General features: G+C 51.4%; 24 protein-coding genes. 13 read left to right on the plus strand and 11 right to left on the minus strand.

Annotated elements, in window-relative coordinates:
* Positions 1–18: 18 nt before the first annotated feature.
* A complete protein-coding gene (locus DUT67_RS16875; RefSeq protein WP_113632030.1) occupies positions 19–1,641 on the minus strand; it encodes an EAL domain-containing protein in 1,623 nt (540 codons plus the stop codon).
* A 305-nt stretch (positions 1,642–1,946) separates the two neighbouring features.
* On the opposite strand from DUT67_RS16875, the gene fecI reads away from it, so the two are divergent.
* The 8 genes from fecI to DUT67_RS16915 all read left to right on the plus strand — a co-directional run bounded on the left by fecI (position 1,947) and on the right by DUT67_RS16915 (position 10,393).
* Entirely contained in the window at positions 1,947–2,468 is a 522-nt protein-coding gene (gene fecI, locus DUT67_RS16880) for a ferric citrate uptake sigma factor FecI (protein ID WP_113632031.1), read from the plus strand.
* Entirely contained in the window at positions 2,465–3,421 is a 957-nt protein-coding gene (gene fecR / locus DUT67_RS16885) for a ferric citrate uptake sigma factor regulator FecR (RefSeq protein ID WP_113632032.1), read from the plus strand. The genes fecI and fecR overlap by 4 nt, the downstream gene beginning before the upstream one ends.
* A gap of 93 nt (positions 3,422–3,514) precedes the next feature.
* Positions 3,515–5,863, plus strand: a complete 2,349-nt coding sequence (fecA, locus tag DUT67_RS16890; protein ID WP_113632033.1) for a TonB-dependent Fe(3+) dicitrate receptor FecA — start codon at positions 3,515–3,517, stop codon at positions 5,861–5,863.
* 73 nt (positions 5,864–5,936) lie between these two features.
* Entirely contained in the window at positions 5,937–6,851 is a 915-nt protein-coding gene (locus tag DUT67_RS16895) for a Fe(3+) dicitrate ABC transporter substrate-binding protein FecB (RefSeq protein WP_048259081.1), read from the plus strand.
* Positions 6,848–7,843, plus strand: a complete 996-nt coding sequence (gene fecC, locus DUT67_RS16900) for an iron-dicitrate ABC transporter permease FecC (RefSeq protein WP_113632034.1) — start codon at positions 6,848–6,850, stop codon at positions 7,841–7,843. Before DUT67_RS16895 ends, fecC begins: the two co-directional genes overlap by 4 nt.
* Positions 7,843–8,802 carry a Fe(3+) dicitrate ABC transporter permease subunit FecD gene (fecD, locus tag DUT67_RS16905; RefSeq protein WP_113632035.1) on the plus strand — a complete coding sequence of 320 codons (960 nt, stop codon included), beginning with the start codon at positions 7,843–7,845 and terminating at the stop codon, positions 8,800–8,802. The genes fecC and fecD overlap by 1 nt, the downstream gene beginning before the upstream one ends.
* Positions 8,803–9,570, plus strand: coding sequence for a Fe(3+) dicitrate ABC transporter ATP-binding protein FecE (fecE, locus tag DUT67_RS16910; RefSeq protein WP_113632036.1), 768 nt, complete (start codon positions 8,803–8,805; stop codon positions 9,568–9,570).
* A gap of 193 nt (positions 9,571–9,763) precedes the next feature.
* The gene (locus tag DUT67_RS16915; RefSeq protein ID WP_113632037.1) at positions 9,764–10,393 is read left to right on the plus strand and encodes a glutathione S-transferase family protein; all 630 of its coding nucleotides are present in this window, start codon (positions 9,764–9,766) and stop codon (positions 10,391–10,393) included.
* A gap of 80 nt (positions 10,394–10,473) precedes the next feature.
* Here the strand turns inward: DUT67_RS16915 and DUT67_RS16920 are convergent, their stop codons facing one another.
* Complete coding sequence (locus DUT67_RS16920; protein WP_113632038.1) at positions 10,474–10,701, minus strand: non-oxidative hydroxyarylic acid decarboxylases subunit D; 228 nt, start codon at positions 10,699–10,701, stop codon at positions 10,474–10,476.
* Positions 10,702–10,715: 14 nt separating this feature from the next.
* Positions 10,716–12,140, minus strand: coding sequence for a non-oxidative hydroxyarylic acid decarboxylases subunit C (locus DUT67_RS16925; protein ID WP_113632039.1), 1,425 nt, complete (start codon positions 12,138–12,140; stop codon positions 10,716–10,718).
* Between the two features lie 200 nt (positions 12,141–12,340).
* Between DUT67_RS16925 and DUT67_RS16930 the strand changes: the two genes are divergently transcribed.
* Both DUT67_RS16930 and DUT67_RS16935 read left to right on the plus strand, forming a co-directional pair.
* Positions 12,341–12,820 (plus strand): Hcp family type VI secretion system effector, encoded by a 480-nt coding sequence (locus DUT67_RS16930; RefSeq protein ID WP_113632040.1) that lies wholly within the window; start codon positions 12,341–12,343, stop codon positions 12,818–12,820.
* Between the two features lie 75 nt (positions 12,821–12,895).
* On the plus strand, positions 12,896–13,240 hold the full coding sequence (locus DUT67_RS16935; protein ID WP_113632041.1) for a hypothetical protein: 345 nt from the start codon (positions 12,896–12,898) through the stop codon (positions 13,238–13,240).
* 14 nt (positions 13,241–13,254) lie between these two features.
* Here the strand turns inward: DUT67_RS16935 and DUT67_RS16940 are convergent, their stop codons facing one another.
* Positions 13,255–14,049: a DUF4225 domain-containing protein gene (locus DUT67_RS16940; RefSeq protein ID WP_189339483.1), complete on the minus strand. Its 795-nt coding sequence runs from the start codon at positions 14,047–14,049 to the stop codon at positions 13,255–13,257.
* Between the two features lie 557 nt (positions 14,050–14,606).
* On the opposite strand from DUT67_RS16940, the gene mutS reads away from it, so the two are divergent.
* Positions 14,607–17,171 carry a DNA mismatch repair protein MutS gene (gene mutS, locus DUT67_RS16945; protein ID WP_189339484.1) on the plus strand — a complete coding sequence of 855 codons (2,565 nt, stop codon included), beginning with the start codon at positions 14,607–14,609 and terminating at the stop codon, positions 17,169–17,171.
* A 70-nt stretch (positions 17,172–17,241) separates the two neighbouring features.
* Here mutS and nlpE read toward each other — a convergent pair whose 3' ends face one another.
* The gene (gene nlpE / locus DUT67_RS16950; protein ID WP_189339489.1) at positions 17,242–17,937 is read right to left on the minus strand and encodes an envelope stress response activation lipoprotein NlpE; all 696 of its coding nucleotides are present in this window, start codon (positions 17,935–17,937) and stop codon (positions 17,242–17,244) included.
* A gap of 71 nt (positions 17,938–18,008) precedes the next feature.
* Complete coding sequence (locus DUT67_RS16955; protein ID WP_048259071.1) at positions 18,009–18,563, minus strand: YaeQ family protein; 555 nt, start codon at positions 18,561–18,563, stop codon at positions 18,009–18,011.
* A gap of 239 nt (positions 18,564–18,802) precedes the next feature.
* On the opposite strand from DUT67_RS16955, the gene DUT67_RS16960 reads away from it, so the two are divergent.
* Entirely contained in the window at positions 18,803–19,003 is a 201-nt protein-coding gene (locus DUT67_RS16960; RefSeq protein WP_048259070.1) for a YaeP family protein, read from the plus strand.
* A complete protein-coding gene (gene rof, locus DUT67_RS16965) occupies positions 18,990–19,250 on the plus strand; it encodes a Rho-binding antiterminator (RefSeq protein ID WP_012773648.1) in 261 nt (86 codons plus the stop codon). Before DUT67_RS16960 ends, rof begins: the two co-directional genes overlap by 14 nt.
* A gap of 94 nt (positions 19,251–19,344) precedes the next feature.
* Here rof and tilS read toward each other — a convergent pair whose 3' ends face one another.
* From tilS to rnhB, 5 genes are all read right to left on the minus strand, one after another.
* The gene (gene tilS, locus DUT67_RS16970) at positions 19,345–20,721 is read right to left on the minus strand and encodes a tRNA lysidine(34) synthetase TilS (RefSeq protein WP_113632044.1); all 1,377 of its coding nucleotides are present in this window, start codon (positions 20,719–20,721) and stop codon (positions 19,345–19,347) included.
* Positions 20,711–21,100, minus strand: coding sequence for a VOC family protein (locus tag DUT67_RS16975; RefSeq protein ID WP_113627632.1), 390 nt, complete (start codon positions 21,098–21,100; stop codon positions 20,711–20,713). Before DUT67_RS16975 ends, tilS begins: the two co-directional genes overlap by 11 nt.
* 130 nt (positions 21,101–21,230) lie before the next feature.
* Entirely contained in the window at positions 21,231–22,190 is a 960-nt protein-coding gene (gene accA, locus DUT67_RS16980) for an acetyl-CoA carboxylase carboxyl transferase subunit alpha (protein ID WP_113627633.1), read from the minus strand.
* A gap of 12 nt (positions 22,191–22,202) precedes the next feature.
* Positions 22,203–25,685, minus strand: coding sequence for a DNA polymerase III subunit alpha (dnaE, locus tag DUT67_RS16985; RefSeq protein WP_048259066.1), 3,483 nt, complete (start codon positions 25,683–25,685; stop codon positions 22,203–22,205).
* Between the two features lie 76 nt (positions 25,686–25,761).
* Positions 25,762–26,358, minus strand: a complete 597-nt coding sequence (gene rnhB, locus DUT67_RS16990; RefSeq protein WP_113632045.1) for a ribonuclease HII — start codon at positions 26,356–26,358, stop codon at positions 25,762–25,764.
* Between the last annotated feature and the right edge of the window lie 2 nt (positions 26,359–26,360).

Consider the following 26,360-nt stretch of genomic DNA (forward strand, 5'->3'; position numbering starts at 1 on the left):
GCAGCATTTACCGTGACTTTACTGCCCGTCTGACATGGTTTCTCGCCTTGCCGCCAGAAACGCAATTAATGCTTCTTGCGTGAGCGCTTTGGAATACAACCAGCCCTGCGCATAAGCTACGCCAAGGCTTTTCAGGTAGGCTTCCTGAATGGGGGTTTCGACGCCTTCGGCAACAATTTGTTGGTTAAGACAATGTGCCATGCTGACAATATGGGACAACACAATATCCGTGGGTGAATGGTTATTAATATTCCAGACAAAAGACTTATCAATTTTAAGCGTATTGGCTTTGACTCGCTCAAGATATGACAGACCGGCATAGCCGGTACCAAAATCATCAATGGCAACGTCAATCCCTTTTTGCTGATACAGTTCGACCATGAGTCCGGCTTTTTGTGGTTCGATCATTGATGATTCGGTTAATTCAACGCTAATATTCGTCCCTTCAAGCTCGTGTGCAGTAATGTGCTCCACAAGATAATTGAAAATGGAAATATCCTCGAATTCCGCCGCCTCAAGATTGATGGAGACAAACATCTCGGGGTAACTTCTCTTCAATACGCTAGCGGTTTGTAGCGCTTCATCAATGACGTATAACGTCAATTCTTTCATCAACCCAACCTGACGGATCATGGGAATAAAAGAATCCGGCATAATTAAGTGTCCGTCTGAATGACGCCAACGTATCAATGCCTCACATCCCACAACCTGCGCGGTATTCAGTGCAATAATCGGCTGATAATGTAATTCAAACTCTTTTTGCTTCAGTGCCTGGTTAAGAACATAAAGTGGGCTCTGAATAGTCAAGGTTCGTCGGGAAATCAACGTGGATAGCAGCAAGGAAAGCAGAATAAGAAGAGGCAAAACCGAGAAAAAAATCGTCAGATAGCGTGCGGTACTGACTGGCTTATCTGCGCTTATCACTAGAGAAAGATCGCTGTTTGATAGCGGTTTCAGAACATAATATTTATTATCAATATAAAATCTATCGGTTCGATTTTCTCCCGTTATCAGGCGGGGAAAAACGCCGTCATTGATCGAATCCGACAGGATAACCTGCCCATCCTGTTTCTTTCTCTCCAGCAATGCGCTCTGGATATTATGGCTATAGGAAGAAACATCCAGAAATGAGCGCGGGTTCAACACCACAAGATGATACGTTGCGCCAACATAAATCATTCTCTTATTGCTATTCAGCGGGCTTTCAACGTTATACCAAACCCCGTAGGCGTTTTTATAGACAAAGTCGGGCGCGGAAAGAAACATCGTATTAATTTCGTTCAACATCGAAGAACAGCGAGGCCGATTCCCGTCGATATAGACTACGTCCTGAATATAATCATTGTCGTAAGCCACCTTGCGGAGCACATTCAGGTGAGGAGCCTCGCAATAAGGCAAACGATATTCTTCTAATCTATCCAGCGCAGAGGTTGCCTGCGCCATTATTTCACCAGCATGTTCAATTGTGACGCTAGAAAAATTCTCTACATCCCCTTCAAACTGTTTGAGCGTGAAAGCCGAATGGATCGCAAGCGCCAACGCAAAAAGCGAAGCCAGAATAAAAAATAGGCAGAAGGATAATAAGAACAAACCTTTCTTAAAATAGAGCGTTTGAAAATAAGCTAACAGGTTTTTTCTCATAGGAAGGGCGACGTATCATCATCACGAGAAACTCAACATAGCACATAACCTTTTCCGACAATGTATGGATATCCTAAATAATTAGGATTTCAGAGCCTTGATAACCGTCTGGCTCAAAGGGTCTGAGCGGCATGAGAGCAACATATTTATTTTCTTTTCTATTTGCTTTAAAAAACAGACAGTTGTTTTCTATTCCATTTGTCGTGCCGATATCTCACCGCGATTCAATTGTAATGAGAACCATTATCATAATAACATAGCGCTCTATTATTGACCGCCGATACACTTTTCTACTCCTGACCATTATGTCTGACCACGCAACCACTTCTGCTGAACTGACGTTTGAATCGCTTTATGGTTCGCATCACGGCTGGCTAAAGCACTGGCTGACGGGCAAACTCCAATCTTCTTTTGATGCCGATGACATTGCTCAGGACACTTTCCTGCGCGTGATGAACGGCGAGTCGCTCACTGCAATCCGCGACCCTAAATCTTTCCTGTGTACGGTTGCCAAACGCGTGATGGTCGATCTCTTTCGCCGCAATGCGCTGGAGAAAGCCTATCTAGACAGGCTGGCGCAGTTGCCGGAGGCGCTTGCCCCCTCACCAGAGATCCAGCAACAGCAGCTTGAGACACTCCAGCGGGTCGATCTCATGCTTGATGGACTGAACCACAAAGCGAGACAGGCGTTTCTGCTGTCCCAGCTTGATGGCATGGCCTACGGTGAGATTGCCACGCGGCTCAATGTCTCCGTCAGCTCAGTCAAAAAGTATGTTGCCAAAGCCACGGAACATTGCCTGCTGTTTCGTCTGGAGCACGGGCTGTGAGTCTTCCGCTGACCGACTCCCAACGTCAGGCGCTGCGCTCTGCCTCGCATTGGTATGCGGTACTGAGCGACGAACGCGTGAGCCCGCAACAAACCGAGAAATGGCAGCAGTGGTATGAACAAAATCGAGATCACCAGTGGGCCTGGCTACAGGTAGAAAACCTACGCAGCCAGATGAACGTCGTGCCGGGCAACGTCGCCCACCGCGCGCTTCAGGATACCCAGCTCACTCGTCGCCGAGTGATGAAAGGTTTGCTGCTGTTGTTGGGCGTGGGTGGCAGTTGGCAGCTTTGGCGTTCTGACGCTGGAACAGGTCTGCGGGCGGACTACGCCACGGCTAAAGGCGCGATCCGTCAGCAGCGCCTGGAAGATGGCACTTTGCTCTCGCTTAACACCAACAGCGCCGTCGATGTCCGCTTCGATCCACAGCAGCGACGCATTCATCTCTGGTATGGCGAAATCGCGATTACCACCGGGCAAGATGCCAATAACCGCCCTTTTTACGTGCAAACCCGACAGGGTCAACTGACCGCGCTGGGCACCAAATTTACGGTACGTCAGGAAGAAGGCAGCACGGTGCTGAGCGTACAACAACACGCAGTGAAAGTTGTACTGGCAGACGATCCGACACAAGTGCGCATCGTGCGTCAGGGCGAAAGCCTGCACTTCAGTGCGCGGGAACTAGGTGAAACCCAATCCGCAGAGGAAGAAGACAGCAACTGGACGCAGGGTATTCTCAGCTTCAGTAATAAACCGCTCGGCGATGTGATGGCGATCCTCTCGCGTTACCGTCACGGCGTGCTGCGCTGTAGCCCTGAGGTCGCAACGCTGCGCTTAAGCGGCACCTTCCCGCTGAAGAATACCGATACGGTATTACAGGTCATTGAGAAAACACTACCCGTTAAAATTCAGTATATTACGCGCTACTGGGTCAATATCTTCCCCGCAAACTAAACGATAACGAAAAAAATTATCATTCTTGATTGTCCTTTTTCTCCCTCTCGTTCGACTTAGGTATAGATGCAAAAAAATGATGATGGAGATGTTATGACGCTCTTACGCGCCATTCGTAAAGCAACACCTTTAGCTATGGCAATACAGCTCAGCCTGCTGTCGACAGTCGGTATCACGACAGGAATAGCCTACGCAGCCACTGCAGCCGCCACAGCACGCTACGATATTGCGGCTGACGATTTAGACAAAGCACTTAACCACTATGCCGCCCGCAGCGGGATTACGCTGTCGGTGGATGCCAGCCTGACACAGGGAAAGCGCAGTAGCGGCCTGCACGGCGACTACACCGTTAATGACGGCCTGAAAGCCCTGCTTGCGGGTAGCGGTTTGCAAGTGAAAGCGTTGGGTGATAACGCCTGGACGCTGGAACCAATCCCGACGGCAGCCGAAGAAACGCTGACGGTCGTTGGTGACTGGCTGGGTGAAGCCCGTGAAAATGATGTCTTTGAACACGCTGGCGCGCGTGATGTGATCCGCCGTGAAGACTTCGCCAAGACCGGTGCCACCACCATGCGCGACGTCTTAAACCGTATACCGGGTGTTTATGCGCCGGAAAATAACGGTACGGGTAGTCATGATCTGGCCATGAACTTTGGTATCCGCGGTCTGAGTCCGCGTCTGGCTAGTCGCTCCACCGTTCTGATGGACGGCATTCCGGTACCTTTTGCTCCCTACGGTCAGCCGCAGCTTTCCCTCGCCCCCATTTCTCTTGGCAATATGGATGCTGTTGACGTAGTACGCGGCGGCGGCGCAGTACGCTACGGGCCACAGAGCGTCGGTGGCGTCGTAAACTTTGTCACCCGCGCGATCCCGAAAGCGTTTGGCATTAGCGCTGGCGTAGAAGGCCAACATAGCCCGACGTCTTCACAGCACAATCCGAAAGAAACCCACAACCTGTTGGTTGGCGGCACGGCCGATAACGGTTTTGGCTCGGCATTGCTTTACTCCGGCACGCGCGGCAGTGACTGGCGCGAGCATAGCGCGACGCGTATTGACGACGTCATGCTGAAAAGCCGCTACGCGCCAAACGAGGTGCACACCTTTAACAGCCTGCTGCAATATTATGATGGCAGCGCCGATATGCCCGGCGGGCTATCGCGTGCCGATTATAATGCTGACCGCTGGCAGTCAACACGTTCGTACGATCGCTTCTGGGGACGTCGTCAGCTTGCCAGTTTTGGCTATCAATACCAGCCAGATCAGCAGCACAAATTCAACATTCAGAGCTTCTACACGCGCACGCTGCGCAGCGGCTATCTGGAACAAAACGCGATCCTTACCCTGTCTCCACGCGAATATTGGGTGCGCGGCATTGAACCCCGCTACAGCCAGAGTTTTACTCTCGGTTCCTCCGCTCATGAAGTGGGCGTAGGTTATCGCTATGTCAGCGAATCCACCCACGAAGTGCGTTATTTCACCAGTACCGCTAGCAAGACGCTGCCGAGTACCAATAGCCCCATCGACCGCGAAACCCGCGCGGGGACAGAAGCGCACGCCTGGTACATCGACGATCGCGTAGATATTGGCAACTGGACAATTACGCCGGGTATGCGCTTCGAGCACATCAAATCTCATCAGGACAATACGCTGAAAGGCACAGGTGAAGCGGTCAGCTACAACGCGCCGCTGCCTGCCTTGAACGTCCTTTATCACGTCAACGACAGCTGGAATCTTTATGCAAACACCGAAGGATCATTCGGCACCGTACAGTACAGCCGAATTGGCAAGGCTGCTAAAAGCGGCAAAGTGGAGCCAGAAAAAGCGCGTACCTGGGAAGCCGGCACCCGCTACGACGATGGTGCGCTAACGGCAGAAATGGGCGTCTTTCTGGTCAACTTTAATAACCAGTATGACTCCAACCAGACCAACGATACCGTCACCACCCGAGGGAAAACCCGCCATTCGGGGCTAGAAACACAGGCTCGCTATCACCTCGCCGACCTGTCACCTCGTTTAGAAACGGTATCGGTTTATGCGCGCTACGCCTATGTGAATGCTGAAATTCTCGAAGCGGGCGATACCTACGGTAATCAAGTGCCCTTCTCTTCAAAACATCGGGGTGGATTCGGCATCGATTACCAACCGGGCAACTGGACGTTCAACCTGAACAGTGAGTTCCAGTCCAGCCAGTTTGCCAATAATACCAACACCGTTGCCGAAAGCGCCGATGGCAGTGCCGGACGTATCCCCGGCTTTATGCTGTGGGGCGCTCGTGCCGCCTACGACTTCGGCCCGCAGTTCTCTGACCTCAATCTGGCCTTTGGTGTGAAAAATCTGTTCGACCACGATTACTACACGCGTTCGAACAGCGATGACAACAACAAAGGGATTTATGCTGGCCAACCCCGCACCTTCTATATGCAGGGCTCGCTGAAATTCTGACTGTCACGCTCTCTCTCGCCGGGCAGATGCCCGGCCTGACTATTGAATGATCACGACTATTAGGAGTTACGCTATGTTTGCTCTACTTCGCGTTGCACTGATTACAGTGCTTTGTCTGTTCGGACTGGGTCGCGCCAATGCAGTAACGGTGCAGGATGAACAGGGTTCCTTTACGCTCGACACGCCGCCTCAGCGCATTGTGGTGCTGGAACTCTCTTTTGCCGATGCACTGGCCGCGATAGACGTCAGCCCAGTAGGCATCGCCGATGACAACGATCCAGACCGGATCCTGGCGGAAGTCCGTGAACACCTAAAACCCTGGCACTCCGTGGGAACGCGTGCGCAGCCGAGCCTCGAAGCCATCAGCGCGCTGAAGCCTGATTTGATTATCGCCGACAGCAGTCGCCACAGCGGTATTTACACGGCGCTGAAGGCTATCGCTCCGGTACTGCTGCTGAAATCACGCAACGAAACCTATGATGAAAACCTGCATTCGGCGGAAATCATCGGCAAGGTATTAGGGAAAGACAGTGCGATGCAGGCTCGTCTTGCTAAGCATCGCGCGACAATGAAAGCCTACGCAGACCAGCTTCCCAAAGGCACGAGCGTCGCTTTCGGCACCTCGCGCGAACAGCAGTTTAACCTGTATTCCAGCGAAGCCTACACCGGCAGCGTGTTGGCTGCTCTGGGTCTGAGCGTGCCGAAACCCATTAACAATGCGCCGATGGCCTCCATCAATTTGGAACAGTTGCTGGCGATTAACCCACAGTGGCTGATTGTGACGCACTATCGCGAAGAAAGTATTGTGAAACGCTGGCAGCAGGATGCACTCTGGAACATGCTGGAAGCACAGCAAAAACAGCAGATTGCCGCTGTCGACAGCAACGCCTGGGCGCGGATGCGCGGCATCTTTGCAGCGGAACGCGTCGGCAGCGATACGGTGAAGATTTTTAAACATCAGCCCGTTAGCATCAGCAGCGAGCAATGAGGCAAAATTTCCATCCGTTCTGGCGTTGGGGATTACCGATAACAGTGCTGCTGGGCGTGTTCTGGCTCAGCCTATTCTGTTATTCCGCGATCCCCATTCCTGCACTGAGTGCTATCAAAGCGCTGATTACGGGATCGCCGTCTTCGCTACCGGAGGCGCTGGTGCTCAACCTGCGCCTGCCTCGTAGTCTGGTTGCCGTACTGATCGGCGCCAGTCTGGCGCTGTCCGGCGCTCTGCTTCAAACCCTGACCCATAATCCTCTGGCTTCTCCTTCTCTGCTCGGCATCAACAGCGGCGCAGCACTGGCGATGGCACTGACCAGTGCGTTCACGTCTTCGCTTTCCGGCTATCCCATCGCCTTTGTTGCCGCCTGCGGCGGTGGCCTGTGTTGGCTGATGGTGATGGCAGCGGGCGGCGGCTGGCGACAAACGCTCGATCGTAATCGCCTGATTCTGGCAGGTGTCGCGCTTTCTGCCCTGTGCATGGCCTTAACTCGCATCACGCTGCTGCTGGCAGAAGATCACGCCTATGGCATTTTTTACTGGCTGGCAGGTGGCGTATCGCACGCACGCTGGGTGGAATTCTGGCAACTCTTCCCCTTTGTCATCATCGTCACCCCCGTTGTCCTGCTAATGGCAAACCAGCTTAATTTACTGAATATTGGTGACGTAAGCGCCCATACGCTGGGCGTCAACTTGGGTCGCCTACGCCTTGTCTTGAATCTGGCAGTGCTGGTATTAGTCGGTGCCTGCGTGAGCGTAGCCGGTCCGGTGGCGTTTATCGGTCTGTTAATACCGCATCTGGCACGTTTCTGGATCGGGTACGACCAGCGAAAAATGCTGCCCATGAGTATGCTGATGGGCGCGGTATTTATGCTACTGGCCGATCTGCTTGCCCGTGCGCTCGCCTGGCCGGGCGAACTGCCTGCCGGCGCGGTACTGGCACTGATCGGTGCCCCCTGTTTTGTCTGGCTGGCAAGGAAACGAGGATAATGCGCCCCGTCACTGTATTTATCTCGATTACGCTGCTGTTACTCGCCACTAGCGTTCTGGCGCTGCGCATGGGAGCCATTCCGCTACCGTGGTCGGCATTGATAAGCGGTTGGTACAACGCCAACGAACACCATTACGTGCTGACGCAGTATCGCTTGCCCCGCGTGCTGCTGGCGCTGTTCGTCGGTGCAGCGCTGGCAATTTCCGGCGTATTGGTTCAGGGGATAGTACGTAACCCGCTAGCCTCGCCGGATATTCTCGGCGTAAATCACGCGGCAAGTCTGGCAACTGTCAGCGCGCTAATGCTGGTGCCTTCACTGCCGGTGATCTGGTTGCCGCTCCTCGCGTTCATCGGCGGCATCGTCGGGCTGCTACTTCTGAGACTTATCGCGGGAACATCATCACCCATGCGGCTGGCGCTCATCGGCGTTGCGCTTTCTGCTACCTGGGCAAGCCTCACCGATTATCTGATCCTCTCCCGCCCGCAGGATATCAACAACGCGCTGCTGTGGCTGACGGGGAGCCTATGGGGACGCGACTGGTCATTCGTCATGGTCGCGCTGCCCGTCCTCTGCGTACTGATTCCGATCAGCCTGCGCTTTTGCCGCGATCTGGATTTATTGGCGCTAGGCGACGACCGTGCCAGTACGCTGGGGGTCAATATTGGGTATATTCAGTTCTGGGGATTGACGCTTGCAGTGGCGCTCGCCGCAACCAGCGTGGCCGTTTGCGGGCCCATCGGGTTTATCAGCCTCGTCGTGCCGCATCTGATCCGCTATCTGGTGGGAGGACGACACCGCTGGCTTCTTCCTGCTTCAGCCGTTGCTGGTGCGTTGGTACTGCTGCTTGCCGATCTGCTGGCGCGTACGCTGAACCCACCAATGGAATTACCCGCCGGGGTGCTAACCGCGATTATTGGTGCCCCTTGGTTTTTTTGGCTTCTCGTGAGAATGCGCTAAATGGAACTCACCACACAAAACCTGACGGCAGGTTATGGCGACAAACGTATTCTTGATGGCCTGTCGCTGTCGCTGCCTGCGGGAAAAATTACCGCCCTACTCGGCCCCAACGGCTGTGGGAAGTCAACGCTACTGAAGTGCTTCGCCAAGCTGCTCACTCCAGAATCCGGTGCTATTCAGCTCAATGGCAAGCCGCTATCTGCGTTCTCTGCTCGCCAGCTTTCACGTCATCTGGCGCTGTTACCACAGCAGCATTTGACGCCGGAAGGAATTACCGTACGTGATATGGTGGCCTACGGACGCAGCCCCTGGCTATCGCTGTGGGGGCGATTATCACAAGACGATCGCCAGCGCGTGCAGCTCGCAATGGAGAAAACGCACATCGTCGAGCTGGCCGACAAACGCTTGACCGATTTGTCCGGTGGGCAACGTCAACGGGCGTTTCTGGCAATGCTGCTGGCGCAGGATACCCCCGTTGTACTGCTCGACGAACCAACGACTTACCTCGATATCAATCATCAAGTGGAACTGATGAAGCTGCTGCGCGAACTGAATCAGGCTGGAAAAACGGTGGTAACTGTCCTGCACGATCTGAATCAGGCCAGCCGCTACTGCGATCATCTGGTGATGTTGGCGGATGGACGCGTGATAGCGCAGGGTTCTCCGCACGAAGTGATGAAACCCGAATTACTGCAACGGGTATTCAGCATCGATGCGGAGATCCACGCCGAGCCGGTATCAGGTCAACCAATGTGTGTAGTGAAGTGAGCGCGGATCATGTTCTTATCCATCAAGGTGAACGCAGCAACCTCATAAAAATATTTATGCCCCTACAAAAAGAGCCTTGTTAGCCGAAGGCCAACGGAATCGCTACTCTACGTGTATTACACGGAATAAATACACGTCGTGGGGCAACATCATGGCGATTAGCTCAACCCATCAGAATTTAAGGAAACGTAATATGGGATTAAAATTACACCATCTTAATGATTCACGGTCTGTTCGTATCCTCTGGTTGCTTGAAGAAGCCGGGATACCTTATGAGCTTGTCAGATATCAGCGAGATGAAAAAACGCATCTGGCACCCGCATCACTGAAAGCGATACATCCTTTAGGTAAATCACCGTTGATTGAAGAGGATGGAAAAGTCATCGCAGAATCTGGTGCGATCGTTGAATACCTGATCAATCGCCATGCGAGACACTTAGCGCCAGATGCAAACGCAGCCGAATACATTGATTATCTTCAGTGGATACACTTTGCAGAAAGCTCCGCCATGCTGCCGGTGTTATTGAAGATTTTTGGCGAATTTGAAAAGAATACCGGCACCACACTGAATTTCCTTGAGGGTTACGCTGACAACGAATTCGACAAAGTCTTCTCATTTTTAGACGACACGCTGGCTTCGAGAGAATTTATCGTGGGTGATACCTTAACTGGCGCGGATATTATGCTGGGCTTCGTTATTAATACCGTCGTGGAACGACTCGTTCCTACTGAACGTTTCCCCAATATTCAACGCTATTCACAGCGGCTGAAAAATCTGGCTAGCTGGCAGAAAGTCCAGAATATTGAAGCAAGCGCCGAATAAGGAATAAACGCGAGGTACCCTGAAACACGGCGCATCGCGTTCAAAAATAACCACGATTGAGATGATTAATTCAACACCACCTATTTCGTCAACAAGGGCGGAATAGCGGGAAACTCAAGCGCCGTCGCTATATCTTTCTGCGTAATACGAAAGGCTTCAGGATAATGCTCGCGGCTAATACGGCGCAGCGGTTCGGTATCACGCCAGGTATACAAACAGCACTGGCACTGATATACCGTCCAGACGCCTTTCACTGGCGATGTAGCCATCACTTCAATCTGCTCATCGGCACAACGTGGACACACCATTTGTGACTCCTTAGTTATCGATTCGCCAGCATGGCAGACAGTTTTTCAACCCAGGCTTTGGCTTCAGGCAAATCCTTCACGGATTGGCTGTAGTGACCACGGATATCCGGCGCGACAGGCGTTGTAGCATCAATAATCAGTTTGTCGGTGATACCTGCAGGGCTTGAACTCGGATCCAACGCCAGCACAGGCATATTCGGCAGTTGGACCAGATCGCCAGCTGGGTTCACTTTGGCAGACAGTGCCCACATGACTTGGGGAAGGTTAAAAGGATCGACGTCCTCATCAACCATGATAACCATTTTCACATATCCCAGTCCGTGCGGTGTCGTCATGGCACGCAACCCTACTGCACGAGCAAACCCTCCATATCGTTTTTTGGTGGAGATAATCGCCAGCAATCCATGGGTATACATCGCGTTAACCGCCTGAACCTCTGGGAACTCCGCTTTTAATTGCTGATAGAGCGGCACGCAGGTTGCGGGGCCAATCAGATAATCGACCTCGGTCCAAGGCATACCAAGGTACAGAGATTCAAAAATCAGTTTAGAGCGATAGGACACTTTATCAATTCTCACCACGGGCATACTACGGCCACCAGAATAATGCCCAGTGAATTCACCAAACGGCCCTTCAATTTCGCGCTTACGGCTTTCAATCACGCCTTCCAGAATAACTTCGGAGCCCCAGGGAACATCAAAACCGGTAAGTGGTGCAGTAGATATAGGGTACGGACTTTCACGCAGCGCACCGGCCATTTCATATTCCGATTGATCATATTTCAGCGGCGTTGCCCCCATTAGCGTAATAATGGGATCGTTACCGAGGGTAATAGCAATGGGCAAATCCTCGCCGCGTTCTTCTGCCTTCCGGAGATGCATGGCAATATCGTGCATCGGCACCGGTTGCAGACCCAGCTTACGTTTGCCCTTGACTTCCATCCGGTAAATACCGACATTTTGCTTACCGAAATGCTCAGGATCGTCGGGATCGCGTGAAACAACGCAGGCCTTATCTAGGTAGAAGCCACCATCACCGTCATTTAAACGGAACAATGGCAGGAGAGCGAAAAGATTGATGTCATCCCCCTCCAGTGCATTTTCTGCCCACGGCGGGTTCTCGCGTCGTTCCGGCGCAACTGGGAAGTTATCCCATCGGCGAATGAACTCATCAATTTGCTGTTTTACCGGTGTATTTCCCGGTAATCCCATCGAGATGGCATGATTCGGCCATGAACCTATCGTATTCATAACGACATGTGCATCAACGAATCCTTTAATATTCGTAAAAGAAAGCGCGGGTGCCCCTTCTCCAATACGTCCCGTTGCATTGGCCGCAGCGGCCAAATCTGGCTCAGCCTGAACTTCCTCATCGATATGCAACAGTTGGCCATTTTCATCAAGCGCGTTTAAAAAACCGCGTAAATCATCAAATGCCATATCCAGATTCCTTTCTTCCGAATGAGTGACAGAATAATCAGTCTAGTTGCTACCTATGATGCTGCAAGAAACGTGCGAACCGCCTCGCGCAATGCGCGGTAACGGCTATTGACTCATTTACCAAAAAATGCAGAAATTACCCTCCCATAAGGAAAAAGGATTTATGGGGCAGAATTATGGATAATATTAAGGAATAAATAATGGCAAATTTGATCTATCTAAAACTCACTGGCGTAACGCAAGGTCTTATCTCTGCGGGCTGTTCAAGTGCAGACTCGATTGGCAATAAATATCAGACTTCCCATGAAGATGAGATTTTTGTTTATGAGTTAATGAATAGAATAACTCGGCAGGATAATGTTTCCCTCAACCCTGTGGAAATCAGAAAACCGATAGATAAGGCAACGCCTCTTCTGGCACAGGCATTAGGTGATAACGAAAAACTAACCTGTGAATTTCTGTTTTACAGAACGTCCCAATCCGGTGGCAACGAACTCTATTTTAAAATGGTGCGAAGAGACGCCATTATCAATGACATTCAGTTTTTCTATCCTAACTCATTAACACATAATGAAACCCAGCCACAGGAAAGCATTTCGTTCAAATTTGCATCAATCGAATGGGAGCATGTGGTAGCAAGAACCAGTTCTTTCCTCTTATGGACTGATTCGACTTACTAATACATAATTGATGGGTGATAGTGTTCAAATATTGCTACACCCTATAAAATATAATAAAAACCAGGAGAAAAAACCATGAATGACCAAGAGACAGAAAAGGAACTCTTAGCGAATGGTTTCACACAGAATGATATTAACTTCATGAGAAAGATAATCTCTCGTGGTGAGGATAGTGAAGAGACGCTACAGAGATTGATTCATACATTACGAACACGGTTTTATAACGGGTGCTTTTTGTTTGTTGTTATAATAGCTGCATTTACCATTAATTTTATTTTTAACACACGAGCTGATTTAATTGAATTCTTTGTTTACTTTTTTGTCATGATGCTTTCTCTTTTTTTAGTTTATCACATGGGGCCAATGAAATTGGCATATAAGTCATATTCCTACCTAAAGAGAAAGGGTAAGATGGGCTGATCCAGCCTATTATCTTAAAGAGAGTCATCTTTATATATATCAGACATTATTCGTATCTTATTTCCAGCCCCGATCATCTTCAACATCAGCGATGCTCTGCTCATCGTATTTATTTTTCTATAATAATCGCTGGGAATATATCGAAAAAGCCTCCAGGCATCAGGTTTCAGCGTTAATTTGACGATACCATAGAATGAAGTGACAAGATCGACTGAATGATAAGCCAACAAGCCTGATCTTTTATCAAACCCCAAAAATTCTGCTGTACGTATATAGCCAGACTTCATAAATCCTACTGAATCCTCACGCCCAATAAGATGAAAAATACTCTCACTAAGTGAATTTGCTCCATTTAGAGCGATATGTGCCCCAATAAATCGACCTAAATAACCAGTCGCGGCATAAGCGATTCCAACTCCAGAAACAAACTGGGCACCACCAACAATTACACCGATTGCATTTATTGTATAACCAAATTCCTTATCTCTTTTCTCCATGCTGATGGTAATAAATACCTTGGCTTTTTCAAGAGAAAGCATTTTTCCTTGTTTTTCAATATTGGTACATTCTTCCTTGATATTATTAATAGCAATCTGACATTCCGATGAGCTACTGGCATTTCTAACGATGTCCAGATTTCCATTAGAAAAACGTCGAATTTCGTCTTCAAATTTTGCTTTAAGAAAGAGATCGTTAATATGACGAGCGGAAACAATTCTGGCTGTCTTTATTAGATCAAACGAGGCTGCCTGAGCCATAGCCAAAAAATATTGATTATTAACACTATTTCTATTTAGGTAATTGTCCATATCTCGCATCCTTGACGTTAAAGAACATTGAGAACCATCATCCATTCCCTTGGTTATCTGTTCTGCTAATTAGCTAACTTTCGCCCCTTCGGCTCAATCCCCTGCTTTCTCAATTCCTGACGAGCAAGCGCTTTGAACCCGTTATCGAGGCTGATACCTTACTTTTCTGTGTCAATCTTACCTTATGAATGATCGCGACGTTGGGCAAAAATCCCACCTATTATCAGCTTCACAATAGTGATAGCCTCAGGCCGCATTCGATCTTCGCTTCATTGACTTAAGGATTCCGGGCAAACTTGCGAGCCGCCTCGCGCGCCTGAGCAATAGAGGAAAAATCGCATACGCATCCCTGTCTCAGTCTGGTAACGTCGTCTGACGCCAAATAACGACCATCAATGGTAAGATAGCGCACTCGCAGGTGATGTTTTTCATCTGCCAGTCAGTATACTTCTGGCATTCCATTTCAATGCTCAGGTGACGAGCCATTGGCAAGATTTAACATCGACCCTACGCCATCATCTGAATGAACCAAAGCGTTAAGACTGAGTAAAATCAATATGAAAGATTCTACCGACAAGGATTTCACTGCCCACACGCCAATGATGCAGCAGTATTTTAGGTTAAAGGCTGAACATCCAGAAATCCTGCTGTTTTACCGTATGGGCGATTTTTACGAGCTGTTCTTTGACGATGCCAAGCGGGCTTCTCAACTGCTGGATATTTCGTTGACGAAACGCGGCGCTTCCGCAGGGGAACCGATCCCGATGGCGGGCGTTCCTCACCATGCCGTTGAAAACTACCTTGCCAGACTGGTGCAAATGGGCGAATCCGTCGCAATCTGCGAACAGATCGGCGATCCCGCCACCAGCAAAGGGCCAGTGGAACGTAAAGTCGTACGTATCGTCACGCCAGGAACCATCAGCGACGAAGCGCTATTGCAGGAAAAGCAGGATAACCTGCTGGCAGCAATCTGGCAGGACGGTCGGGGATTCGGTTACGCCACGCTAGACATCAGCTCTGGACGCTTTCGCGTAAGTGAACCCGCCGATCGGGAAACCATGGCGGCCGAATTACAGCGCACCAATCCAGCAGAATTACTCTACCCAGAATCCTTTGAGTCCATGGAGTTGATCGACAATCGTCATGGGCTCCGTCGTCGTCCGATGTGGGAATTTGAACCCGATACCGCACGCCAGCAGCTTAACCTGCAATTTGGTACCCGCGATCTGACCGGTTTTGGCGTAGAACAGGCAAAGCTCGCGCTGCGAGCCGCCGGATGTTTGCTGCAATACGCGAAAGACACACAGCGCACCTCGCTGCCGCATATTCGTGGCATTACAATGGAGCGCCAACAGGATGGCATCATCATGGATGCGGCAACTCGCCGTAACCTTGAACTGACGCAAAACCTGTCAGGCGGCGTAGAAAATACGCTGGCTGCCGTACTGGACTGCACCGTAACAGCGATGGGCAGCCGGATGCTGAAGCGCTGGATTCACATGCCTAGCCGCGATATTGATGCGCTTAAGCAGCGTCAGCAGGCTATCAGCGCATTGCAGGAAATCACACCGGATCTGCAACCCTACCTGCGGCAGGTCGGCGATCTGGAGCGTATTCTGGCGCGCCTCGCGTTGCGCACGGCACGTCCGCGCGATCTGGCACGCATGCGCCATGCTTTCCAGCAGTTTCCCGATATCCGCGAACAGCTTGCGCCGCTGGATACTGATTCCGTTCGCCGTTTGGTCAGCCTGATTGGGCAATTTGATGAACTACGTGATTTACTGGAACGCGCCGTTGTCGAAGCACCGCCGGTCTTGGTTCGCGACGGCGGCGTCATCGCGCCGGGCTACCATGCAGAGCTGGATGAGTGGCGTGCGTTAGCTGACGGTGCTAGCGATTATCTGGATCGTCTGGAAATTCGCGAACGTGAAAAACTGGGGCTTGATACGCTGAAAGTCGGCTTCAATGGTGTGCACGGCTATTACATTCAGGTCAGTCGTGGCCAAAGCCATCTGGTGCCGATCCACTATGTACGCCGCCAGACGCTGAAAAATGCCGAACGCTATATCATTCCAGAGCTGAAAGAATACGAAGACAAGGTTCTGACCTCGAAGGGCAAAGCGCTGGCGCTAGAAAAAGCACTCTACGATGAGCTTTTCGACCGACTGCTGCCTCATTTAGCGGAACTCCAACAAAGTGCGGCCGCATTGGCCGAGTTGGATGTCCTGACGAATCTGGCGGAACGCGCGGATACGCTGAATTACGTCTGTCCGACACTGAGTGACAAACCCGGCATCAAAATAGCAGGCGGTCGTCACCCCGTCGTCGAGCAGGTACTTCGTGAGCCGTTTATCTCTAACCCCCTGTCGCTCTCACCGCAGCGTCGTATGTTGATCATTACCGGCCCCAACATGGGTGGTAAAAGTACCTATATGCGTCAGGCCGCGCTAATTGTACTAATGGCGCACATCGGCTGCTTTGTGCCTGCGGATCAGGCGGTCATTGGTCCCGTCGATCGCATTTTCACCCGCGTGGGTGCAGCAGACGATCTGGCATCTGGCCGCTCCACCTTCATGGTAGAAATGACCGAAACGGCAAATATTCTGCACAATGCCACGGAAAACAGTCTAGTGCTGATGGACGAAATCGGCCGCGGAACCTCAACCTATGACGGTTTGTCGCTAGCATGGGCGTGCGCCGAAAGTCTGGCTAACCGCATCAAAGCGATGACGTTGTTTGCAACGCACTACTTTGAACTGACCACCCTGCCGGAAAAAATGGAAGGCGTGGTGAATGTCCATTTAGATGCCCGCGAGCACGGCGATACCATCGCCTTTATGCACAGCGTACAGGATGGCGCAGCCAGCAAAAGTTATGGGCTTGCCGTCGCCGCACTGGCGGGTGTACCGAAAGAAGTGATTAAACGTGCACGTCAGAAACTGAAAGAGCTGGAAACGTTATCGAATAACGCATCATCCAGCCATATCGATGGCGCGCAGTTGGCGCTGCTGAATAATGATGAACCATCACCAGCGATTGAAGCGCTGGAAGCCATCGACCCTGACGCGCTCACACCACGTCAGGCGCTGGATTGGTTGTATCAGCTAAAGAAAATGCTCTAACGCGAGTCAGAACGGAGCAAATAAAGCAAAAAGGCACTGAAAATCAGTGCCTTTTCTTTTAAACGTCAAATCAGTCTATCTGTGTATCGCAATTTGCTCGTGCCTTCATGCGTACTTTATCACTGCCGTTGGGGACAACTGCTTTCACCATCTGCCCTTCTTCCATCGACGGAATAACGGCAAAATGCGCAGTGAGAACAAGTAATACCGGTTCAGCGGCTTTATCTCTCACGCGAAAATATTGTCTTTCCAACTCCGCGCTGTCATCCATCACAAAGGTTTTTCCTGTCGCACAGTCAGAGAAGGTCGCGATGTCCGCCATATAGCGGTACATTCCCTTCATTACCATCGGCGTGTTTGGCAGCGGCTGCTCGGTTGCAGTCAGCTGGCGAGGAAGAGAGGAATTGATGGGCAAACCTTGTTGATCCAACATTTCAAGAGCGCTATCAACTGGGCGGAAGTAACGTTTTTCGCCCGCGCTATCCGTCAGCACCAGCTTATCTGCGGTACGTCTCCATTGCCCATAGGAAGCGAACGTGTTGTTACCCTCTCTCGTCGTTTGATACTGTTCACGCAGAACAAAAGTCCCGTCTTTTTCCAAAAACAGTGACGTATCAATCCCTCCACAGTCCGCACAGGGTAAAACGCCACGATAACTTTGCGCCATTGGTTTAAGGGGCTCTTCCTGAACTTGTGAGCGGGTATGGCACCCGATCAACCCAGAAATCCCCGCAATCAACAGCACACCGATAGCCAGTTTTTTCATCATTATTTTTCTGTCCCTCTGTCCTGTTTTCCCGTTCTTACTCAATACGCTGGAACGTACCCAACTCGTTATCATCCCTGAGTCTGGGGAATTTTCCACTCAGAAAATGCTATTTCAAGACTATTCTTATCGTCAGACAACCAGATCGTGCCGTCCTGTATGGTTGCCTGTAATGACATGGTGCGTTGGATTAGTCCGGCAATCTGAGCCAGTTGATTGTCATCTAAAAAGCGGACAGCCAGATTCTTGTACCCGGAGACCTTATTCGATATCGCATTCCACCACACCTGTGCCGCACGCTCGCTGTAGGCGTACAAAACAACGGAACGGGACTGGTTGCAGGCTTTCTTCAGCCGCTTTTCATCCGGCAGGCCTAGCTCAATCCACAATTCCAGCTCCATCGTATCATTACGTCGCCAGATTTCCGGCTCGTCATCTGCGCTGAGCCCTTTGGTAAAGCGCAGGTTTTCATCAGCATGGCAAATCCACGCTAAAAGCCGCAGCATCATACGCTGCTCAGTTTCAGACGGATGCTGCGCTATCGTCAGATTCGCGTCGTGAAAAAAATTCCGATCCATATCGGCGATATTGATTACTGCTTTGTAAACCGTTGCTTTTAATGCCATCGTGACCTCGTATTTATTCCCCCCTAGTTTACTTGAGTTAGCGCCATCCTCACAGTAAAGGTGATATCTGCCACGTAACCGATAGATTAGGCCTCTAAGGACTACTGATATCCTGTTAGTCCCTATGCTATAGTCGGTTTGATAAATAGAGTTTATCTTCGTAGGCTTACAACATCGCGCACCACAACGAGTGATGATGCATGAATATCTACCGAGCTAAGCTTTCAAGGGAGGATATAGTGCAAGAATACTGTGAATTAGTACGTCGCTTATACGCAGAGATCGCCGGTGGCGCTCTGGGCTATATACCCGATTCGCTGGGTTGTGTTTTAAAAACCCTGGATGGCATTGCCGCGAATGAGGCGTTGCCATCCTCCGTCAGGGAACAGGCAGCTTTTGCCGCCGCTAACTTATTGGTGAGTGATTATGTCAATGAGTAATGAATATCAACCCATCAACTGTGATGATTACGACAGCCTGGAAGCCACCTGTCAGCAGAATCTAACGCTGACGCTGGAACTACGTAATGGTGAAGTTGTGACCGGTAAAGCCAGTGACATGATCTCACGTAAGCAGGTCGAATATCTGGTGATTGAAGCATCCGGTGCTACGCGCGAACTGCGCCTCGACCACATCGTCAGTTTTAGTCATCCTGAAATCGGGAAGGTCGTCGTCAGCGAATCCTGACAGACTTCTCCTTTCATTTAGCGGCAAACGCTGAATAAATGCTTCCCAAACGGACAACACCAGTTGTCCGTTTTTATTTCAGCGCTAACTAACATCATGTTTCCCCGGTTTTTTCCCCAGGTTTATTTTCCAAAACTTGTTTTTCCCACGTAATGTGCCACACAGGCTGATGTTCTCTCACTTGCCCTTCCCGCGTAACAAATCGCCCAATGGCAGCAATCAGTTGCTCGTTATAGAACACCAGCGGCGTCCGGTCGCGCAACCAGGGCGGAACATCCAGCTCCTGCCAGAGTTTCTTGATTTGCCGACCGTGTGCTCTGCCAACAATATGCACGGTTCCGCTGGTCGAAAAGCGAATACTCACCGCTTCACCGTTTTTCGGCGCACGAACCGCCACCCCACTATCAGCGAGCAACAGCGTACCTAAGTTGTCAGGGAGAGATAACGGGCATGACGTCGGTTGCCATGGCAGAACGCAGTCTTTGAGCGATGGCATCAGCGGCAGTAGATAAAGATGCTGACGAAAACGGCGAATCTGCATCTGATTCAGTTGCAATATAGGTTCCGCATCCAGCCGGCTCGTCGCAACCTCATCCCAGAGTCGTTGCAACTGATCGCGCGCGGGCATGGTCGCCCCTTGTTGCGCAAGCCAACGCCGCAGTAACGCAAAACGCCGCACCGGACTTAGCGGCAACAGACCATCAATGCTCAACGCGCCATCCGGCTGGCATAGTGCCCGCAATGACTCCTCCAGTAACTCATCGAGCAGTTCTTCCTGTTCGGCACAAAGCTGGGCGCTACGCGCGACGGCAGAGGGGAAATGCGGCCAGCGCTGCGTCAGTCTCGGTAAGATCTGGCGGCGTAAAAAATTGCGGTCAAAACGTTCATCCTGGTTGCTGTCGTCTTCAATCCAGTGAAGCTGATGCTGCTGCGCGTACGCTTCTAATTGTAAACGCGAAAAACCTAACAACGGACGTACTAAACGATGCTCACCGAGGAAGCTGTCAGCCGCCATCGCAGACAATCCGGCAGGCCCGCTACCGCGTTTAAGCGCCAATAAAAAGGTTTCGCTCTGGTCATCAAGGTGCTGCGCAGTCAGCAGGGTTTCTCCCTCTTTCAGGTGCGCTTGCAACGCCTGATAGCGGGCGGTTCTGGCTGCGGCTTCAATGCCGCCGTTCTGCGCCTCAACCGTCACTGCCAGCGAGGAAAACAACACCTGCCAGCGTTCACACTGCTGGCGACAATGTTCAGCCCAGCTATCCGCCAGCGGATTTAAGCCGTGATGGATGTAAGCCGCACGAATAGTCTGCCCAGAACGCTGACGCACGGTCACCAACAGATGCAATAGCACGCTAGAGTCCAAACCACCGCTATAGGCCAGCAGGATCGACTCGCATCCGGCCGTTTGCATCACGATCGTCTGGAGTAATTCATCGTCAGGTTCGGTACGGTCCACGGTATCAGATCTCATACAGTTCTAAGGGCAGGTCGTCAGGATCGGAGAAAAACGTGAAACGCCGCTGCGTTTCAGGATCGATCCGTACGGATTCACAAATGACACCAGCCTGCGCCAGTGAGGCAATGGCCTGTTCTACATCAGCCACAGCAAAAGCCAGATGGCGTAAACCGCAAGCCTCAGGTCGGCTGACACGCGCAGGTGGATGAGGGAAAGAAAATAGCTCGATGGTGTAACGCCCATTCAGCGAGAGATCGCCTTTCCATGACTGCCGCGCGGCACGATAGACCTCATTGTTCAACGTAAATCCCAGCACGTCACAATAAAATGCTTTGCTGCGTTCATAGTCAGAGGCAATCACCGCAATGTGGTGTACATCGAGCAATTTCAGCATTCTTCAAACCCTCATAGCAAAAAATCCGCTGTCATTCCTGACAACGGATTTTCAGAGTAACGCCAGAATAGCCTGATTGATAAGACTGCAATCAATCAGACAGTCACGTCATCAGCAATAACACTGTGTATCAGCAATAACCATAGTTCATCAAACGCTGATAGCGGCGGTTCAGCAGTGCTTCTTCGCTCAGGCCTTCGAGGTCGAGCAGATCGGCAAGCAGTTGCGCTTTCAGTGCCGCAGCCATTACCGGAACGTTACGATGCGCGGAACCCAGCGGTTCAGGAATCACGGTATCGATCAGTTTCAGCTCTTTCAGACGCGGCGCGATGATGCCCATGGCTTCAGCCGCCAACGGTGCCTTATCCGCGCTCTTCCACAGTATAGACGCACAGCCTTCTGGTGAAATGACCGAGTAGGTGCTGTACTGCAACATGTTGACCTTGTCGCCCACGCCGATAGCCAACGCACCACCGGAACCACCTTCACCGATAACGGTACAGATGATTGGTACACGCAGCGTCGACATTTCACGCAGGTTGCGTGCGATAGCTTCAGACTGACCACGTTCTTCTGCGCCAACGCCTGGATAAGCACCCGGCGTATCGATAAAGGTGATGATCGGCATCCTGAAGCGATCGGCCATTTCCATCAGGCGCAGCGCTTTGCGATACCCTTCTGGAGCAGGCATGCCGAAATTACGGCGAATCTTTTCTTTGGTTTCACGACCTTTCTGATGACCAATGATCATCACCGGACGTCCATCCAAACGGGCAATCCCGCCGACAATCGCTTTGTCATCGGCATAGGCACGATCGCCAGCCAATTCATCAAAATCGGTAAAAATGTGCTTAATATAATCAAGCGTATAAGGACGTTGCGGATGGCGCGCTAATTGCGCAACCTGCCAAGCACCCAAATCGGCGAAGATTTTGCGCGTCAGTTCAACGCTCTTCTCACGCAGGCGCTGGACTTCTTCGTCCAGATTAATATCCAATTTTTCGTCTTGACGGCTGACTGCGGTCAGCGAGTCAATTTTCGCTTCCAACTCTGCAATCGGCTGCTCAAAATCAAGAAAATTCAGACTCATAGTATTCCTATATTAGTCAAATTCCAGTTCCACCTGCTCATTACCCACTAATGTACGCAGCTCGTTCAATAGCGAATCGGCAGGCGTTACACGCCATGCTGCGCCGAAACGTAGTCGGGCGCGCGCATCTTCACGCTGGTAATAGAGATGCACTGGGATCGTCCCCGATCGATGGGGTTCCAACGATTGGCGGAGACGGTTTAATAGCTGGTCATCAATTTGCCTGTCAGTCAGCGAGATAGCAAGCCCGCGCGCGTATTTTTCCCGCGCTTCACTGATATCCATTAACTCTCGGACGGTCATTTTAAGCCCGCCGCTGAAGTCATCAAAGCTGACCTGTCCACTGGCGATAAGGATACGGTCTTTCTCAAGTAAATGCTGATATTTTTCCAACGCATCGGTAAACAGCATTATCTCAAGCCGACCGGAACGATCGTCCAATGTACAGATACCAATACGGTTGCCCCGCTTGGTTACCATGACGCGAGCCGCCAACACCAGCCCAACGGCAGTGGTCATTTTACCCCGATCCGTCGGGTGCATATCTTTCAAACGTACGCCACCGGCATAGCGTTCAATTTCCTTAATATATTGCGTGATCGGGTGACCGGTCAGGTACAGCCCCAGCGTCTCCCGCTCACCATCCAACACGACCTGTTCCGGCCACGGTGGCACGGTGCTGTAGGATTGCTCCACCTGCTCAGGCGCATCGGCCAGCACGCCGAACATATCCACCTGACCGATGGCTTCCGCTTTAGCATGCTGATCGGCAGCCTTCAGCGCATCAGCCAATGAGTTCATCAGCGCGGCGCGATGCGGCCCAAGACGGTCAAACGCCCCAGACATAATCAGCTTTTCCAGCACACGGCGGTTCAGCTTTTTAATGTCAGTGCGCGCGCAAAGGTCAAACAGCTCTCTAAAATAGCCGCCCTGATTACGCGCTTCAATAATCGCCTCAATCGGGCCTTCACCGACGCCTTTAATTGCACCGATACCGTAAACAATCTCGCCATCGTCATTAACGTGGAAGTGATACAGGCCGCTGTTGATATCCGGAGGCAGGATTTTTAATCCCATCCGCCAGCATTCATCAACCAGCCCCACCACTTTATCCGTGTTGTCCATATCGGCCGTCATCACCGCCGCCATGAATTCGGCCGGATAGTGCGCTTTCAGCCACAGCGTTTGGTAAGACACCAGCGCATAGGCCGCGGAGTGAGATTTATTAAAGCCATAACCGGCGAATTTTTCCACCAGGTCGAAAATCTTAACCGCCAATTCGCCGTTCACGCCGCGAGATTTGGCACCATCCTCAAAGCCACCACGCTGCTTCGCCATTTCAACGGGGTTCTTTTTCCCCATCGCACGACGCAGCATGTCCGCGCCGCCCAGCGTATAACCCGCCAGAACCTGAGCGATCTGCATGACCTGTTCCTGATACAGGATAATACCGTAGGTCGGCTCCAGCACAGGCTTGAGTGACTCATGCTGCCATTCAATATCAGGATACGAAATTGCTTCACGACCATGCTTACGGTCGATGAAGTTATCCACCATGCCGGATTGCAGCGGACCAGGGCGGAACAGCGCTACCAGGGCGATCATATCTTCAAAGCAGTCGGGCTTCAGGCGCTTGATCAGATCTTTCATGCCGCGCGATTCAAGCTGGAATACCGCGGTGGTTTCCGAGCGTTGCAGCATATCGAAACTTTTCTTATCGCCGAGCGGAATCGCCGCGATATCAATCGGTTCCTGTCCTAGCTTCGCACGACGGGCGTTGATCATCTCCAGCGCCCAGTCGATGATGGTCAACGTACGCAGGCCAAGGAAGTCGAACTTCACCAGCCCAGCATATTCCACATCGTTCTTATCAAACTGGGTAACCGGATGGTTCCCTTCCGAATCGCAATACAGCGGCGCGAAATCGGTAATCTTGGTGGGGGATATCACCACCCCACCCGCATGTTTACCGGCGTTACGCGTTACCCCTTCGAGCTTGCGTGCCATATCGATGAGAGCCTTAACTTCCTCATCGGCTTCATAAATTTCTGGCAGTTGCGGTTCGGCGGCAAAGGCCTTTTCCAGCGTCATTCCCGGATCGGGTGGCACCAGTTTTGAAATACGATCGACAAACCCATAAGGGTGCCCAAGCACGCGCCCTACGTCACGAATAACCGCTTTCGCTGCCATCGTACCAAAGGTGATAATCTGCGATACCGCATCACGCCCGTACAGCTCCGCAACGTGGTCGATAACCATGTCGCGTTTTTCCATACAGAAATCGACGTCAAAGTCAGGCATCGAGATACGTTCAGGGTTGAGGAAGCGTTCGAACAGCAGATCGAATTCTAGCGGATCCAGATCGGTGATTTTCAGCGCGTAAGCAACCAGCGAGCCCGCACCGGAACCACGTCCCGGACCAACAGGCACATCGTTATCCTTCGACCACTGAATAAATTCCATTACGATCAGGAAGTAGCCGGGGAAACCCATCTGGTTGATGACGCCCAGTTCAATATCCAGACGCTCATCATATTCAGGCCGACGCTCGGCGCGTACTTCTGGGTCAGGGAAAAGGAATTCGAGACGATCTTCCAGCCCTTTTTTCGAGCACTGAACCAGAAAATCAGCTGTGCTCATATCGCCCGTCGGGAACTGCGGCAGAAAATATTCGCCCAAACGGATCGTTACGTTACAGCGTTTGGCAATTTCAACGCTGTTCGCCAGCGCTTCGGGAATGTCGGCAAACAGCTCGCACATTTCCTCTTCCGAGCGCATGTACTGCTGTGGACTGTAATGACGTGGGCGTTTGGGATCGTCGAGCGTGTAGCCATCATGAATGGCTACACGAATTTCGTGAGCGTCAAAATCATCAGTACTTATGAAGCACACTTCATTGGTCGCCACAACGGGTAACCCGTACTTGGTTGCCAACTCCACGGCCGCGTGTATATAGCTTTCTTCGTCGGGACGAGACGTGCGGGTCAATTCCAGATAGTAACGCTGAGGGAAATGTTCCTGGTAGAACGCCAGACACTCTTCAGCCTGCGCCTGATTACCACGCAGCAAAAATCGACCAACATCCCCCCGGCGACCGCCTGACAGTAAAATCAGGCCTTCCTGATGTTCGATCAGCCAATCGCGGTCAATCGTAGGCCCGGCAGCCCCATAACCACGTTGATAAGCATGGGAAATCAGCAGCGTGAGGTTCTGGTAGCCTTCATTGTTCATGGCCAGCACAGTGAGATGTGCCAGCTCATCCCCTAGCTCATCGCTTTCGACATAGAAGTCTGCGCCGATGATAGGTTTGACCCCAGCGCCATGCGCGCCGCCATAGAATTTAACCAACCCACATAGGTTGGTAAAATCGGTAATCGCCAGCGCTGGCATGCCGAGTGCCGCCGCTTTTTTTACCAGCGGACCGACTTTGGCCAGCCCATCGATCATGGAATAGTCACTGTGAACACGCAGGTGAACAAAACGTGGTTCGGCCATCTCCAGATCCCAGAATTTATTGAGTAGTCAGCGTTGCAATCGTGATATCACAACACAGAGAGTTAATGATGATGTTTTACGCCAGCCCTAACACACGCTTAACTGGCGCGAAGCTCCGACGGTGAAACTCAGTGGCACCCAGTGCGGCCAGTTTCTCCAGATGAAAAGCCGTTGGATAACCTTTATGTTGGGCAAAACCATAAGCGGGGAAGCGTTGATCCAACTCGACCATCTCACGATCGCGAGTCACTTTGGCCATAATTGAGGCCGCGCTGATTTCTGCCACGCGGCTATCCCCTTTAACAACCGCCTGCGCGGGCATCGACAACACTGGGCAACGGTTGCCGTCAATGAGAACAAAATCAGGCACAATAGCCAAACCAGCCACCGCACGCTGCATAGCTAACATGGTAGCATGCAGAATATTCAGTTGGTCAATCTCTTCCGGTTCCGCACGGCCAAGACTCCACGCCAGCGCCTTCTCTTTGATTTCATCATAGAGCGATAGCCGACGTTTTTCACTCAGCTGTTTGGAATCCGCCAACCCGACAATTGGCCGAGCCGGGTCAAGAATCACTGCAGCCGTCACGACAGCACCAACCAAAGGGCCACGGCCCACTTCATCAACGCCAGCGATGCAGGTCGCCTGCGGGTAAATAAATATTTCGCTCATAG

It is taken from the genome of Pectobacterium peruviense (genome assembly GCF_003312355.2).
GTDB classification, from domain to species: Bacteria; Pseudomonadota; Gammaproteobacteria; order Enterobacterales; family Enterobacteriaceae; genus Pectobacterium; species Pectobacterium peruviense.